General features: G+C 45.7%; 14 protein-coding genes. 12 read left to right on the top strand and 2 right to left on the bottom strand.

The genetic code is table 11. The annotated features are described in order from the left end of the window. The first annotated feature begins 36 nt into the window (after positions 1–36). From P8S55_RS00310 to P8S55_RS00255, 12 genes are all read left to right on the top strand, one after another. Entirely contained in the window at positions 37–471 is a 435-nt protein-coding gene (locus P8S55_RS00310) for a MarR family EPS-associated transcriptional regulator (RefSeq protein WP_289224312.1), read from the top strand. Then, a complete protein-coding gene (locus P8S55_RS00305; RefSeq protein ID WP_289224311.1) occupies positions 468–878 on the top strand; it encodes a transcriptional activator RfaH in 411 nt (136 codons plus the stop codon). Before P8S55_RS00310 ends, P8S55_RS00305 begins: the two co-directional genes overlap by 4 nt. 46 nt (positions 879–924) lie before the next feature. Next, positions 925–2,436, top strand: coding sequence for a nucleotide sugar dehydrogenase (locus P8S55_RS00300; RefSeq protein WP_289224310.1), 1,512 nt, complete (start codon positions 925–927; stop codon positions 2,434–2,436). 29 nt (positions 2,437–2,465) lie between these two features. Then, entirely contained in the window at positions 2,466–2,678 is a 213-nt protein-coding gene (locus tag P8S55_RS00295; RefSeq protein ID WP_289224309.1) for a hypothetical protein, read from the top strand. Next, a complete protein-coding gene (locus P8S55_RS00290; RefSeq protein WP_289224308.1) occupies positions 2,660–2,998 on the top strand; it encodes a hypothetical protein in 339 nt (112 codons plus the stop codon). Before P8S55_RS00295 ends, P8S55_RS00290 begins: the two co-directional genes overlap by 19 nt. A gap of 32 nt (positions 2,999–3,030) precedes the next feature. Continuing rightward, positions 3,031–4,224 carry an NAD-dependent epimerase gene (locus tag P8S55_RS00285; RefSeq protein ID WP_289224307.1) on the top strand — a complete coding sequence of 398 codons (1,194 nt, stop codon included), beginning with the start codon at positions 3,031–3,033 and terminating at the stop codon, positions 4,222–4,224. Between the two features lie 273 nt (positions 4,225–4,497). Next, positions 4,498–5,574 (top strand): endolytic transglycosylase MltG, encoded by a 1,077-nt coding sequence (mltG, locus tag P8S55_RS00280; RefSeq protein WP_289225279.1) that lies wholly within the window; start codon positions 4,498–4,500, stop codon positions 5,572–5,574. A 22-nt stretch (positions 5,575–5,596) separates the two neighbouring features. Next, complete coding sequence (gene tmk, locus P8S55_RS00275) at positions 5,597–6,220, top strand: dTMP kinase (protein ID WP_289224306.1); 624 nt, start codon at positions 5,597–5,599, stop codon at positions 6,218–6,220. Continuing rightward, positions 6,220–7,188 (top strand): DNA polymerase III delta subunit-related protein, encoded by a 969-nt coding sequence (locus P8S55_RS00270; protein WP_289224305.1) that lies wholly within the window; start codon positions 6,220–6,222, stop codon positions 7,186–7,188. The genes tmk and P8S55_RS00270 overlap by 1 nt, the downstream gene beginning before the upstream one ends. Before the next feature lie 3 nt (positions 7,189–7,191). Further along, on the top strand, positions 7,192–7,974 hold the full coding sequence (locus P8S55_RS00265) for a TatD family hydrolase (protein WP_289224304.1): 783 nt from the start codon (positions 7,192–7,194) through the stop codon (positions 7,972–7,974). Positions 7,975–7,995: 21 nt separating this feature from the next. Continuing rightward, positions 7,996–9,837 carry an ABC transporter ATP-binding protein gene (locus P8S55_RS00260; RefSeq protein WP_289224303.1) on the top strand — a complete coding sequence of 614 codons (1,842 nt, stop codon included), beginning with the start codon at positions 7,996–7,998 and terminating at the stop codon, positions 9,835–9,837. A 109-nt stretch (positions 9,838–9,946) separates the two neighbouring features. Next, entirely contained in the window at positions 9,947–10,372 is a 426-nt protein-coding gene (locus P8S55_RS00255) for a hypothetical protein (RefSeq protein ID WP_289224302.1), read from the top strand. 11 nt (positions 10,373–10,383) lie between these two features. Here P8S55_RS00255 and P8S55_RS00250 read toward each other — a convergent pair whose 3' ends face one another. Further along, the gene (locus tag P8S55_RS00250; protein WP_289224301.1) at positions 10,384–14,148 is read right to left on the bottom strand and encodes a translocation/assembly module TamB domain-containing protein; all 3,765 of its coding nucleotides are present in this window, start codon (positions 14,146–14,148) and stop codon (positions 10,384–10,386) included. Next, positions 14,145–15,968, bottom strand: a complete 1,824-nt coding sequence (locus P8S55_RS00245) for an autotransporter assembly complex protein TamA (RefSeq protein WP_289224300.1) — start codon at positions 15,966–15,968, stop codon at positions 14,145–14,147. The genes P8S55_RS00250 and P8S55_RS00245 overlap by 4 nt, the downstream gene beginning before the upstream one ends. Positions 15,969–15,975 lie beyond the last annotated feature (7 nt).

Below are 15,975 nucleotides of genomic sequence, written 5' to 3'. Positions count from 1 at the left end.
ACGGAACAAAGTTTGGGATCAAAATTAGCATTTAGTATGAATATCTACAAAATAAAGCATGGTAACCCTCTAATCTATGGTGTAGAATATACCCACGTTCAAAAATTGAGCAAACACAAAACAATGGACTCCGCAACCCAGCTTGAAGCCTTGCGCCAAGTAACCCAACAGCACAACCAACGCACACTGGCGAAAAACCTAGGGTTTAGTGTTGGCAAAACCAACTACCTTCTCAAAGCGCTTATCGAAAAAGGTCTGGTGAAAGTAGAGCGGTTCGCGCACAGCGACAACAAATTAAACTATCGCTACCTACTCACCCCAAAAGGCATCGCGCAACGCATCGCACTAACCGAAACGTTTATCCAACGAAAAAAGCAAGAATACGATGCCCTGCAACAAGAGCTCATCCAACTGCACAACCAAAATCACGAACAACCAGCGCAATCACCCACTCGAGACAAGCGCCCATGAACCGTTGGTATCTTATAATGACCAAGCCCAAGCAAGATGCGCTGGCCGAACAAAACCTGACACAGCAAGGCTACCAGGTTTATAGTCCCAAAATCAAACTACAAACACCTTGCCGCGGCAAAATGCGCCCACAAATACACCCCCTGTTCCCGCGCTACCTATTTATACAGCTTTGTGATGAAAATCAAAATTGGGCGCCCATACGCTCAACCAAAGGGGTGTGGCAAATTGTACGCTTTGGCAACCATCTACCTACCCTAGACGATGCCATCATTGGACAGATACAAAAACAAGAAGCCCAACAACTAGAAACCCAAGGCCTAGCCCAGCTAAAAAATGGCGACGGCATACGCATAGAAACAGGCCCGTTTTACGGACAACAAGCCCTATACGTAGCGACAGCGTAGGGCGGTAGCGTCTTCAACCCTGACCAAGAGAATACAGGAAACAACTATGAAAATCGCCGTAGCAGGAACAGGGTACGTTGGCTTATCGCTAGCCGTATTATTGGCCCAGCACCATGAAGTTGTTGCGCTAGACATCGTGCCGGAAAAAATCGACCTATTGAATAACAGACAATCACCGATTATCGATGCTGAGATAGAGGATTTCCTAGCTAATAAACCACTTAACCTAACCGCCACCCTAGACAAACACCAGGCCTACCAAAACGCCGACTTTGTCGTGATAGCCACCCCAACCGACTACGACACCCAAACCAACACCTTCAACACCAAATCCGTTGAAGCGGTAATATCCGATGTGCTCGCAATAAACCCGCAAGCGATCATGATCATCAAGTCTACCGTGCCAGTGGGCTACACCCAATCCGTAAAACAAAAATTTGCCCGTCATTCCGGTGAAGGCTCCCGTCATTCCGGTGAAGGCTCCCGTCATTCCGGTGAAGGCTCCCGTCATTCCGGTGAAGGCTCCCGTCATTCCGGTGAAGGCACCCGTCATTCCGGTGAAGGCACCCGTCATTCCGGTGAAGGCACCCGTCATTCCGGTGAAGGCTCCCGTCATTCCGGTGAAGGCTCCCGTCATTCCGGACTTGATTCGGAATCTTCTGAGATGCTGAAACAAGTTCAGCATGACCTGGATTCAGTTCAGCATGACAACAAGGTTCCGAACATCCTCTTCTCCCCAGAATTCCTGCGCGAAGGCAAAGCCCTATGGGACAACCTGCACCCATCGCGCATCGTCATGGGCGAGCAATCCGAGCGCGCGCAAACCTTTGCCAATCTACTCGTTGAAGGGGCGCAAAAACCAGAAAACGAAATCCAAGTATTGTTCACCGACGCCACCGAAGCTGAAGCCATTAAGTTATTTTCCAACACCTTCCTAGCCCTGCGTGTGTCCTACTTCAACGAACTCGATACTTATTGTGAAACCCATGGCCTCAGCACCAAACAAGTCATTGAAGGCGTCGGCCTTGATCCACGCATCGGCGACCACTACAACAACCCAAGCTTTGGCTATGGTGGTTATTGTTTGCCCAAAGACACCAAACAGTTACTGGCTAACTACCAAGATGTGCCACAAAACCTAATCCAAGCCATAGTCGATTCCAACACCACCCGCAAAGACTTCATAGCCGACCAAATTCTAAAAAAACTAACCGAAAGCCACCCTGAACAAACCGAACGTCATCCTGAACTCGTTTCAGGATCTCCAGCCCCCAAAGTAGGCATCTATCGCCTCGTCATGAAACAAGGCAGCGACAACTTCCGCGCCAGCGCCATCCAAGGTGTGATGAAACGCATCAAAGCCAAAGGCATCCCAATCGTTATTTACGAGCCAGTTTTAACCGAGCAGGGCGCAACCGAATTCTTCCACTCAAACGTCATCAGCGACCTGAACGACTTCAAAGCCCAAAGCGACGTCATTATCGCCAACCGCCTAACGGATGACATACAAGACGTAAAAGACAAGGTGTATACTAGAGACCTGTTCGGAAAAGACTGAATGATATCTAGAAAACTAAGGAGCCAAAAATGATTGAAACAATTTCAACTAAAGAATGGCAAACATTACCTGAACATGCTCAGCAAGAAGTTAAAGATTTCTTTTTATTTATAAAAGCAAAATACGCTCATCAAAGCCAAGCAAAACAGCTAGATAATGAAGCCATGCTACTTAGTGAACAGGCGCTAGCTAAAGATTGGCTTAACCCTGAAGAGGATAAAGCATGGGCAGCCTATCAATAGGAAGCGTCGTATTTGTGCATTTTCCATTTTCTGATTTAAGCGGGTCAAAGAAAAGACCCGCTTTCGTATTAGCTGTTCTGCCTAAGGACGATATAATCCTTTGCCAAATAACAAGTAAAGCTTATGCCGACCCAAACGCCATTGAATTACGCCAACAAGACTTTACACAAGGCCAATTGATCCAACTTAGTTACATTAGACCCAGTAAAATATTCACTGCAAACATAGCTATTGTGGACAGTGTTGTAGCGCAAACGCATCCACAAATTCATCAAGAAAGCGTCAATCAACTTGAACGCATCTTAAGAAACTATTCCTAAAAATCAATAAGTTAAACAAAGAAATAAAACACATGCAATTAAACATCAAAAATCAAAAACTAAACATTCTAATAACCGGCGCCGCTGGTTTTATTGGTTTTCACCTCATCCAAGCCCTAAAACCCTTCGGCCACAACATCGTCGGCATAGACAACCTAAACGATTACTACGACCCACAGCTCAAACTCGACCGCCTAAACGCCCTGGGTTTAGATATAACGCAAAAAACAGGTCATTCCGGCGAAAGTTCCCGTCATTCCGGCGAAGGCCGGAATCTCCAGCCGAATCCGCACACCCACCAAAACCTAACCTTTCTAAAACTCGACCTTGCCGACCGCGCAGGGATACAAGCCCTATTTAAAGACAACGCCTTCGATATCGTTGTTAACCTTGGCGCACAAGCGGGCGTGCGCTACTCAATTGAAAACCCGCACGCCTACGTGGATTCCAACCTAGCTGGCTTTGTCAATATCCTAGAAGGCTGTCGCCACAGCAAAATCAAACACCTGGTTTATGCCAGCTCAAGCTCGGTATACGGCATGAACATCAAACAACCCTTTAGCACAGCAGACCGAGTGGATTACCCCATCAGCTTATATGCCGCCACCAAAAAATCCAATGAACTCATGGCACACACCTACAGCCACCTTTACAACATCCCAACCACAGGCTTAAGGTTTTTTACCGTTTACGGCCCAATGGGCCGCCCAGACATGGCGTACTTCTCTTTCACCAAAAAAATACTCAAAGGCCAAACCATTGACGTCTTCAACAACGGCGACATGCAACGCGACTTTACCTACATCGACGACATCGTAGAAGGCATCACCCGCGTCATGGAACGCCCACCAGTAAGTCACTCTGAACTAAAAGCTCGTCATCCTGAACTTGATTCAGGATCTCCAGAGATCCCGGCCTACGCCGGGATGACAACAGAAACAACCGGTATGACGAACAAAATCACCAACGCCAGCGCACCCTACAAAATCTACAACATAGGCAACAACCAACCCGTCACCCTGCGCCGATTTATCACCGCCATAGAAACCGCCACCGGCAAAAAAGCCAACGAAAACCTCTTGCCCATGCAACCCGGAGATGTACCCATTACCTATGCTGATGTAGACGAACTAACAAAAGACACCGGCTTCAAACCCAGCACCAGCATCGAAGAGGGTATTGGCAAGTTTGTGAATTGGTATAAAAGCTACTACAAATGCTTATAACCCCCCCCCAACCCCCCCACAGTCATCCCCGTGTAGACAGGGATGACAACAAGAAGCAACCAGGCCTGGTGAAACCATGACAACCACCCAAGCAATTAAAGTCATTCGCCTTTGGACATACTATGAGTGAGTGTTTTTAGAAAGCCGGATTGCAATAGCCGGCTTTTTTTGTGTTTGCTATTTTTGGTATCGAGAATTCATGACTAAAACTAGTTAGTCTTCGCGTTTTTCCCTTATAATTCAGGTTTAGTTTTTGAGCCTAGTTTGAATCGCATGCAACCTTCTTCAGAAAATAATACGGATAATAACCAAGATCAACCCAGCAATACGATTGCGCTTTGTGCCACGCTATGTGTTGTTAAGCGTTTAACGACTGTGGCTTTGGGTTTGGCGGTGGTTAGTGCGCTGGTGGCTTATGGCTGGGTTTATATAACCTTGAGCAAGCCTATTTCGTCACATTCTGAGGTTAAGCTTGTTGAGATACCTTCTGGTGTTTCGGCGCGAAGCATTACGCGGCATCTCTATCAAGCAGGCCTGCTTGAACGTCCTCGTGAGTTTGAGTGGTACTTACGTTATCATCAAATCGCCCATCAGTTGCGCCCTGGGGAATTAGAGGTTAACCCCAAATGGACATTTTCTGAGCTTGCTGAGGCGCTTATCTTCGCTCAGCGTGTGCGTTATCCGTTTGTGATTATTCCGGGTGAAACGCTCAAGCAGGTTAAGCAAAAATTGGCAGATTTGCCAAAAATTAATCGAGTTTTAGATGACCAGGCCTGGTTGTCATTGGGTTCTGATTTAGGTGTGAGTGAGAATCTTGAGGGTTGGTTGTTGCCGGAAACCTTTTATTATCACAAGGGTGAAACCGATTTGGTTTTAGTGACTCAAGCGGTTCGAGCGATGCAGCAGGTTTTGGAGCAGGCATGGCAAAATAGAGCCGAGGGTTTGCCCTTAAAAAATTCTTATGAAGCCTTGATTCTTGCGTCACTTATTGAAAAAGAAACCGGTGCGGCGCATGAGCGTGAGAAAATAAGCGGCGTTTTTGTGCGGCGTTTACAAAAGGGAATGCGATTACAAACGGATCCAGCGGTTATTTATGGCATGGGTGAGCGTTATCAAGGTCGAATTGGGCGGGCTGGGTTGGATACCTGGACGCCTTATAATACCTATCGTAATCATGGCTTAACGCCGACGCCGATTGCCATGCCGAGCCGAGAGGCGGTTTTTGCCGCAGTTAACCCGGATGACTCGGATGCGCTGTATTTTGTATCGAAAGGCAATGGCGAGCATCAGTTTTCAGCAACCTTAGAAGAGCATAATCGTGCGGTTCGTCGTTATATCTTAAACCGCTAAATTAACGAGAGGATAAGGCGCAATGATAGGAAAGTTTTTAACCCTAGAGGGTGTAGAAGGGGCGGGTAAGTCTACTAATTTGCGCTTTATTGAACAGTGGTTAAATGAGCAGGGCATTGAGTTTGTAGTGACCCGCGAACCGGGTGGTACTGAATTGGGTGAAGCGATTCGTGGTTTATTGCTGGACAAGCGCTATAAAACCATGACACCGAGTTGTGAGTTGTTATTGATGTTTGCCGCCCGCGCGCAGCATATTGAAACCTTAATTAAACCTGCGTTGGCACAAGGGAAATGGGTGGTATCTGATCGTTTTACTGATGCGACCTATGCTTATCAGGGCGCGGCTCGTGGCCTAGGGTTTGAGCGTATTGCGCCGATTGAGAACTGGGTTCAGCAAGCTTTTAGACCGGATTGTACCTTTGTGTTTGACTTGCCTGTTGAGCTTGGTATGCAACGTGTGGCGACCAGAGGGGGTGAAATCGATCGGTTTGAACAAGAGCAGAATGGGTTTTTTGAAAAAGTACGTCAAGCTTATTTGGTGCGTGCGGCTCAATCGCCGGAGCGTTATTGTGTTGTTGATGCGGCTCAGTCTTTGGAGGCGGTTCAAATTCAGATTAGCACTCAGCTTACTAGGTTGGTGGGTTAATGATTTATCCTTGGCAACAGATGCAATGGGCTGCTTGGTTAAGTCAGTTTGAACGCTTGGGGCATGCTTATTTGTTAACGGGGGCGCGTGGTTTAGGTTTGACGGAGTTTGCCCAGCAGATGGCGCAATCTTTATTTTGCCAACAGCATAATGCTTGCGGGCACTGCATAGGTTGCCGCCAGTTTTTGGAACGTACACATATAGATTTTGTTCAGCTTGATGTGTTGGATGGTAAAAAAGAGGTTGGGGTTGATCAGGTGCGTCAGCTTACCCAAAAGCTTGTGCAAACCTCACATCAAGGCGGCTATAAGGTGGCCGTATTGCCTGAAGTCGAGCGGTTAAATAGTTCGGCATTTAATGCTTTGTTAAAAACTCTCGAAGAACCTCCTGAGCAAACGCTGTTGATTTTAACCAGTTATCAGTTAGCGCGTTTACCGGCGACCATTGTAAGCCGTTGTCAACAACTAGCCTTTACACCGCCTGCTTTGGCCGATAGCCAGGCCTGGTTGGGTCAGGTGGTTCCAGGCGTTACAGCAGATCGCGCTAAACGTGCATTGCGCTTAAATTGGGGCGCGCCGCTTGCCGCATTCGATTGGTTATCCAACCAGGCCTGGTTGCAAGACGAAAGCTGGCAAAGTGATTTGAGCGAGCTGGCCAGTGGAAACAAAACCCCGAGTGTGTGCGCGGCGGCCTGGCTAAAGTATCCTTCGCCAGAGACGGTGTTTGACCAATTTTATCTGCTTAGTGTGAATGAGATTCGTCGAGGATTTTATCAACAGCAGGCCTTCAATGTTAACTGGTTTAGTTTTCAGCAGCAGTTGGTGCAAGCCAAGCGTGATTGGCTGGGCAATGCGAATAAAGAGTTGTTGCTAGAGTCATTATGTTTGCTTTTTGTCACGCTACAATCTAAAAATTGTCAATCACTCCCGAGTATTTTTAAAGACTCTAGACTAAGAGGGCGGCTCTAACCTATGATTATCGATTCACATTGTCATTTAAACATCTTGCCGGTGGAGCGCTTGGGCGATACCGAGCAGGTGATTAAAACAGCCGCTGATTTAGGTGTTGAGCGCATGATGTGTGTGGCGATTGGGCCGGATAAATGGCAGGAGGTCATTGAGCTGGCGGATAGGCATCCGCAAGTTTATGCCAGTATAGGTATTCACCCTTGCAGTGATAAGACGGTGAGTGCAACCGACGAGGAGATTCTTCAGGTGGCGCGTCATCCGAAAGTCTTGGCGATTGGTGAGGTCGGGCTGGATTATTTTCATCAGTCGCCGGATCAGGTGGATTTGAGTTTTCAAAAAGCACGATTTCGTCAGCATATTGCGATTGCAAAGCAACTCGACAAACCTTTAGTCATCCATACCCGTGCTTCTACGCCAGATGTTTTGCAGATTCTGCGTGATGAAGGTGCTGATCAGGTTGGCGGGATTATGCATTGTTTTGTTGAGGACTTGGCCACGGCGGAACGGGCGATTGAATTGGGTTTTTATATTTCGTTTTCCGGTATTTTGACGTTTAAAAATGCAAAAGAACTTAAAGCCGTTGCTCAAGCTTTGCCATTAGATCGAATTCTGGTTGAAACGGATGCCCCTTATCTTGCTCCTGCGCCGTATCGCAGCAAAATCAATCAACCGGGTTATACCCGTTATGTAGTAGAAGAGTTGGCGCGGTTACGGGATTTACCCTTTGAGCAGGTTGCACAGGTAACAACAGAAAATTTTTGTCGTTTATTTAAATTACCCTACTAACTGGTCTTATTGGGAGTCGATATGAATACAGCTGCGACTTCGTCGAGTCAACCTACAGTCACAGAGAATCTGCAAGACTTACAACCAGGCCTGGTGCAGCCGTATAACTGGCAGCGTATTTGGCAATTAATCAAAAGCCATAAACCTTTATTAATAAAAGCCCATATCATTGCATTTTTTGCTACCTTAGCCACTATTCCTTTGCCGTTGCTATTGCCGTTGTTGGTTGATGAGGTGTTGCTTGATCAGCCGGGCTGGATTGTTGCTAGCCTGCAAGCTTTGGCACCTGAGACTTGGTATTCGGCGGTTTATTATATTGTGGCGATTACTATTCTGACGATTCTATTGCGCGCGGTGGGCGTAGGGTTGGGTGTGTGGCAAATGCAGCAGTTTACGGTGATTTCGAAAGACGTGACCTATCGCATAAGGCGCGATTTATTAGCGCGTGTGCAGGGTGTATCCATGGCGCAATATGAAACACTGGGCACCGGGTCAGTGAATTCCACGCTGGTAACGGATGTTAATACTATTGATAATTTCTTGGGAACAACGGTCGGCAAGTTGTTGATTGCGCTGTTTAGCTTAATCGGTATGACCATTATTTTATTGTGGCTTCATTGGCAGTTAGCCTTGTTTATCTTGTTGATGAATCCGCTAGTGGTTTATTTTACGGTTAGGATGGGCCGCAAAGTTAAGACGCTTAAAAAAGACGAAAATTCTGCTTTGGATGCCTTCCAGCAAGCCTTGTCAGAAACCTTGGATGCCTTAATGCAAGTTCGTGCTAGTAATCAAGGGCGCGCGTTTTTTCAAGGCATTAACAATAAAGCATTTAATGTAAAACGCTTTTCAGAAACCTTTACTTGGAAAAGTGATGCGGCCAGTCGTCTGTCGTTTTTAATTTTTCTGGTCGGATTTGATATTTTTCGTGGTGTGAGCATGTTGATGGTCGTGTTCTCCGATTTATCAATTGGTCAAATGATGGCGGTATTTGGTTATTTATGGTTTATGATGGGACCCGTCCAGGAATTGCTTGCGATCCAATACAGCTATAACGCCGCAAGCGCAGGCTTATCGCGAATTAATTCTGTGTTGGATTTAGAGCAAGAGCCTAGCTATCCAACAAAAACCAATCCCTTCAGTACAAACCAGCCCGTTGAGGTAAGGGTTGAGAAGTTGAAATTTCACTATCCTGGTAAAACCGAACAGGTTTTGAATGATTTAAGTTTTGAAATTCGACCCGGGGAAAAGCTCGCATTGGTTGGGGCAAGCGGTGGAGGCAAAACCACCCTGGTGCAGATGCTTTTGGGTTTTTATCAGCCCAATTCAGGGCAGGTATATTATAACGGCCAGCCGATTGAGCAGGTTGGCTATGATTTGGTGCGCGAGCATGTTGCGACGGTTCTGCAGACACCGATGTTGTTTAATCAGACGATCCGTTTTAACCTTGCCTTGGGTCGGGAGCTAACGGATGCACAGCTTTGGCAAGCTTTAGCGCAAGCCCAGTTAGCAAAAACTGTTGAGGAGTTAGAGCAGGGTTTGGATACAGTTGTCGGGCGCAATGGGGTTAAGCTCTCAGGCGGGCAACGCCAGCGTTTGGCGATAGCTCGGATGATTTTGCAAGACCCTAAAGTGGTGATTATGGATGAGGCCACATCAGCGTTAGATTTAGAAACGGAACGCAAGCTTTATCAGGATTTGGCGCCATTTTTTGAGGGACGAACGACTTTGATTGTTGCTCATCGTTTAAGTTCAATTCGCCAAGCGGATCGTATTTTGGTTTTTGAAGACGGTCATATTATTGAGAGCGGTGATCATGAGGCGCTACTGGCTAAACAGGGTACTTATCATCGGTTGTTCAGGTAATTTATAATTAATTTAGCGTTTGCTAATCTCTTTAAGCTTGCATTTTGTTTTTACCGGGTTCGTGGTTTAATCATTGTGTTGGTTTTATTTGTTAACAAAGGAGTAGGATATGAAAGCACTAGGATTAGCTACCGCTGTTTTATCATTAGGCTTGGTAACCAGTAACGCAGCCCTGGCCGAGCGTAACTTTAATCTAGCCACGCCGGTGGTTGTGTTAATGCCGCATGTTATGCCCAATGCACTCTTGTTGGAAATAACCCCTGAGCAGGCTCCGAGCATTCGTCAAATCGCAAATGTGATGACAGCGGAGCGCGAATCAAATGAAATCATGACCCGTGAACTTCGTAAAGAACTTTGGGAGTTAACATCACGGTATGATGCGGATCCTGCGGCGCAAAAAGAACTGATAACCTTGATAGCCGAGGCGGAGAAGCGCCGGGTGGAAATGAGTGTTGAATGTGCGGCACAATTGCGTGAAATCCTCACAGAAGATCAGTGGGAACTCTTAACCGATCTTGCAGCGGATGTCCAATAGCTACGAAATAACTACTTACGCTGACGCTGGTGGATTAAGTCGATAGAACTGCGATCATCGCGGTTGTCACTTTTGAGTATTAAGTTTTCATGGATTTGCAGGAATACTTGGATCGCGTTATTTTGTTGACCAGACATATCGTGCGCATATCGAATATAGAGATTATCCGTTAACGAGCGGCCGAGTAACAGGTTGCTCACTTGATTGTCTTGCACATCAAAATAAATATCCTGTACGCCTAAGGCTCGCGTGAAACGATTGAGTGCACGGCTGTTGTTTTGAATACCAAAACGATAAAAAGCGGTAAGTATTTGCGACTCGTAGTTGGGCTCATTTTCTAGGTCGGCCGTTCGTCCGAAAATCAATAGGTTAATAATCCGTCCTTCCGACATGGGCGGATTAGAATAGAATATAAATTGCGGTTGAGTGGGTGTGCCGGTGATGTTTAGTCGCGCGGTCGTGCGTTCCACCACTCTGTAAATATTGACATTAAGCTGAGGGTTAGCGATGTTTCCATTGAAGCTAAACCTTGAACCATCAATCAAAACACGATTTCTACGTTCGAGTTGAATATAACCCGATGTAAATCTCACTTCTCCGAAGGCTCTCATATCCTGATCTTGATGGGTTTGGGAGAGTCGAAGCTCACCACCAAGATTGGCTTGTGCATCCATTACATTGACCTGAACGTTTTCTCCAAAGCCAATGGACAGGTTATATTCAATCGGTAATTCATCGCGGTTACTGTGCAGTATATCGCCATCGGCACCTATAATGATTTCATCTTCACTGGGGGTGGTGCGTTGGTGAAGTGGCATTTTAGCGAGGTCAATAAAGCTATTGTGAAGTTCAATTTTGCCCTCTATTTGTCTTCGGTCTTGACCAAAAAACAGTTTTAAATCAGCCGCAGTGAAAACCCTTGCAAAGGGTGCTTTAAGCAGTTCAATGGACTCGGTGAAAACCTGCAGCTCAACCTCGGCTTCTGGACTTAACGGCGCAATTTTGAGGCTTAATTGAGCTTGGCGATCTTGCGGTTGCTGCCAGAGGCCGATGGCATTGATTTGGTCATTAGCAATATCACCTTGTAATTGAATGGTTTGTTGATTCAATTCGAGTAGCGGTATATCAAAGTCTAGCCTTAGGTTGGCTCTAGTATTGTGTTGGATAGCGCTTAAGGATCCCATTATCGAGGTTTGCAAATCAAGTTGAGTTTGGTGGATTTCAAATTGCTGCATGAATTGTTCACTTAATATTAGGTCGTTTAGATTAAGGCGTACCACGCCATCTAACTCGGCATTGTTCCATTCAGGGTTTGGGTAGGCTTTGAGATCTGCAACAAAGTTGCCGGTTTTGTTCACCAAGGCATGGGTGGTTAGGGTTGCCTGCTCAGGGTTCCAGTTCAAGTCGAGTTCGAGTTGCTCAATGGATAGCGGCCACTCGTAGCCCTGTTCAATCAGGGTAATATCTGCCTGTTTAATGCGAATGGTTTGTTTAACCTCCAGCGTATCTTGCCAGTTAACATGCCCTTGGCCATCAAGTTCGGCTTTAATCGTTAAGTTTTCTGGGATAAAAGGGGTTATCCAATCAATAATCGGCCATTTAATAAGTTGCCAAGATGCTTGGTTTTGTTGGATGGCGACGCACATTTGACTTGCGGAACTAGACGCTAAAGCGAGGCAGGTTGAACTAAGTTCAAGGCCTTCTTTTTTCTGCCAGGTGAGTTGGCTGGGTGTGGTGAGTTGCCAAATACCGGTGTTGGGTTGGATAATTTGCATATTTCGGATATCGACACCGAGGTTGTCGAGCGATGGGTTGGCTTCAAATAGACTCAGTGTAAGCTGGGCATTTGGGTTGCTTAGCGCTAGGTCTGTGTTTATGCCATGGGTAAGCTGGGAGGCGCGTTGGCGTTTTAGGGTTAAGTCGCTAATAAGCGAGTTTGACTCATTAGCTGCTGGTTCTTGGTTGGTTGATTGGTTTGGTAATTGAATTAAATTTGCCAGTTCTAGGTCAAATAGTGCGCCGCTTAAATCGTGCAGGGGTAGGTTGGCAGCAAGTTTAAGCTGTTTGACTAAAAAGTCTTGATATTGAATGCTGGGCGCTTCAATATCAAGATTTAACCAGGCCTGGTTAACGCCGTTTAATTCAGGGGTTAACTGTCCATGAGCAGAGAGCTTTAAGCTTGTTTGACCTTGAATATCATAAACCTTCGCTAAGGTTTCGAGTTGGTTCAATTGAGCAGTCAAGGTGAGTATAAAATCCTGTTGTTTTAGTTCACCCTGGAGTTCAAGCTGATTGTTGCCTACTTCAGCAACTAGCTGGTCGATAACGAACTCATCAAGCGGTTTGTTGAGTTTGATAGTGGCTAATAACCGGCCTTGTTGGTCGGCATAGTTTATCGAGTCAAGGTTAAGCTCAATAGCATACTTATCATCTTGGTTTAGTTGACTATCAAGCTGGCCGGCCATGCTTAAGGAGTAGGGCAAACCGCTAAGATCAAGTTTATTGATTTTAAGTTGGCTTAGGCGGGTTTTGAAGTCGCTTAGATGCCAATTTAAATCACTGGTGAGATGGTAGTTAAGCGAGGGATCAAGCCAGGCTAAGTTTAATTGATGGGTTTTTAAATCTAGTTGAATGTTTTTGGGTTCGGCTAGGTTGAAATCATCCGAAGCATTAGGCCATTGAATCGCTCCAGAGTTAACCAGTTGGCCATGGTGCTCTATAAGCAAATCCAATTGGTAGTTTAATTGTTGGGCAAGCGTGTAGTGGGCTGTAAGTTCGATGGTTTTTTGGGGCCAGTCATTTATTTGAGTTTTGAGTGCAATAGCGTGATGGCTTTGACCTAGCTCAAAATCAAACCGGTTTAGTGTCTTGCTGTCGTTGATTTGTAGTCGCCAATCTTGGTTGATTTCAGCCATTATCTGCTGCCAGTTCGATTCAAGTTGAATGCTTGTTGGATCGAGTTTTAATTGATGAGTTGAGCGAATGCTATAGGGTGACTGGCTGTTGAGCGTAAAGTCCAGGTTATCGAGTGTGCCAAACCATGAAAGCTCAAGGTTTAGCGGTTCAAAATTATCCAGTCCGTTTAATGTAAGCGCTAGCTGGCCTTCGGTTTTTTGCGGGTCAAGAAAGTGAGCGCGTAAGTTTAGCCAGGCCTGGTAGGGGTGGTGTTCTAGCTCGAATTGGGTTGTTAATTGGTCCAGCCTGAGTTGCCTGGCTTGCCAACCCAATTGGCTATTGAGGTAGTCAACTTTAATGATCTCTTGATTCGCTTGCTGGATAGAAACGGCCTGCAAAGTGAGGTGGTCAATAGCAAGGTCAAATCCTAGTTGTTTAATAAAACCAAAAGGTTGCTGAAGGCTGAGGTAAAGTTCTTGCCAGTTAAAGGGTTGGGGCGCTTCGTTGCTTTCACTAAGGTTTAATTTTAATTGGTGGATCGCAAGGTGTTTAAATCGAAAGTCACCATAAAGCCAGGGTAATAGATTCCAACGCCAGGTTAGTTGTTCAACGTCTAGTTGAGTGTGGCCGTCGTCAAATTGAATATGGTAAAGGTTGAGTCCTGAATAAAGGCTTCCCTCTGAGTGACTAATAGAGACAGTCTGGTTTGTCCACTTAGGCAAATAAGGCCAAATATAATTAGGTGCCTTGGGATGAAAAAGTAACAGGCTGATCAGGGTGAATAGAATGACGATTGCTGAAACCAGCAATCCTGTTGTGAGTCGATAAGTTAAACGAATTAATCGAGTGAACAATGATGAAGCGGTATGGGCTTGACTCATAAATCGAGACCTATTGATAAATGAATTCGCCAATGACGGTTATAGTCGGGTTCAGAAACGGGCCAGGCAATGTCTAGTTTTGCCGTACCTATGGGGATAAACCCTCTTAGTCCGAAGCCTGCGCCTACTTTTGGCGATTTGGGTGTATTTTGGTTAGTTACTTGGCCAGCATCAGTAAATAAGCCCAGCCCCATAAATTGGCTTAAGCGAAAGTCGGTTTCTATGGAAGCAAGCGCCATATTGCGTCCACCGCTAAACTGTCCTGAATTATCCAGCAGGCCAATGGATTCAAATTTGTAGCCGCGCAGGTTTTCGCCACCGAGTAAATAACGATAGCTGGATGGAATAATTTGATCAGAGTCGGCAAAGGTTATCCCTACCTGACCTTTGCCGAGAATGCGCCAAAAGGTTGTGGGCGCGTAAATGCCTCTGCTTGACCATTCGAATTGTATAAACTCACTTTCAGAAAGCGTGTTTTCGGCTGATAGCCTAAGGGTGGCGTTATGACGATAGCCTAAAGTGGGGTAGGCCTGGTTATTTACCCAGCGTTTTTGTATGCCTGCACCAATCAGCAGAAGTTGGTTGGCTTCTTTAGGTTGCTGGCTATATTGAAAGCTTTCTTTTTCTAGTGAGCTAAATAAGTTGAGTTGCCAAGTATCATCAAGTTTGAAAATAAAGCTCGGTGTAAAAGCGGTTCGTGTTCGCTCAAGGCTATCTGATTGAGTGGCGTCGACACTAAAGCCAATGTTCCATTCTTGGCGAATGGGGCGTGGACCGGGTAAGCGATAATTAAATTGAAAAGATTGGGCGCGTTCACCATAGAGTGCATCTGCTTGATAACTGTGACCGCGACGATTAATAATGCGATCTTCAAAACCTAGAAGTAGCCTAGCCCCTGTATCGGTTCCATAGCCAATACCCGCACTGTAGGCTTGGCGCATATTGTCTTCAAGCTCTATATTAATCGGTATTTGGCGATTTTGTTCTTCTTCAAAAACCGGGTCTAAACGAACCATGCCGAAATATCGACTATCAATAAGTGCGCGCTGTAATCGAGTCATGTCTTGCTGGTTGAACGGGTCGCCAGGTTGGATTTCTTTATAGCGATTAAGTAGGCTTTGGGGTACTTTTTGACTTTTTGAGAACCGTATGTCGCCAAATTGGTAGCCTTCTCGGGTGTCAAGGTGAATAAAAATATCGGCCACAGCTTGGTCAGGATAAACTCTAAATTCACGACGCATAAATTCAGCATCCAGATAGCCTTGGTTTAGCGCAATATTGCGAAGGTCGGATAGGGTACGGGTGTAATCGCTATGATTCAGTTGATTTCCCTGTCTTAATTTGAGTTCAAATTGGCGGTAATTTCGCCATTCTATTAAATCTTTTCCTGCTCCGAGTATTTGAATGTCAATTTTTCTGATTCTAACAGGTAGGTCGAGCAAAATATCCAGTTCAATAAGCGTGTTAGCGGCCTGACGGTCTAGTTTTTTTTCAAGTTGAAGGGTGTAGTAACCCTGGGCGCGTAAGGCGTTACGGATTTCATTTTCTACCCGATTAAATAAAAAATCGGTTTGCGCGGGGAACTCATCGGTTTCAAGTTGCGCAATAGAAAGGTCTTGTTTAAGCTGGCTAATAAGTGCGTTTCGCGCATCACATTCAAGTGCGTCTACACAGTCTATTTGAATGGTTAATTTTATAGGGTTGGCGTGCGCTGATGCAGAAAATATAAGCGTAATTAAAAATAACAGGGTGATATGCAAGAGGGGGTGAGGCCTAGCTGCACTTAATCGCTGTTTTTTATTTTGGTTTGCAGTTGGCATGGTTTGA

Source organism: Thiomicrospira sp. R3 (genome assembly GCF_029581415.1).
In the GTDB taxonomy this organism is placed as follows: Bacteria; Pseudomonadota; Gammaproteobacteria; order Thiomicrospirales; family Thiomicrospiraceae; genus Thiomicrospira.
This window is presented reverse-complemented; position numbering and strand designations above follow the sequence as displayed.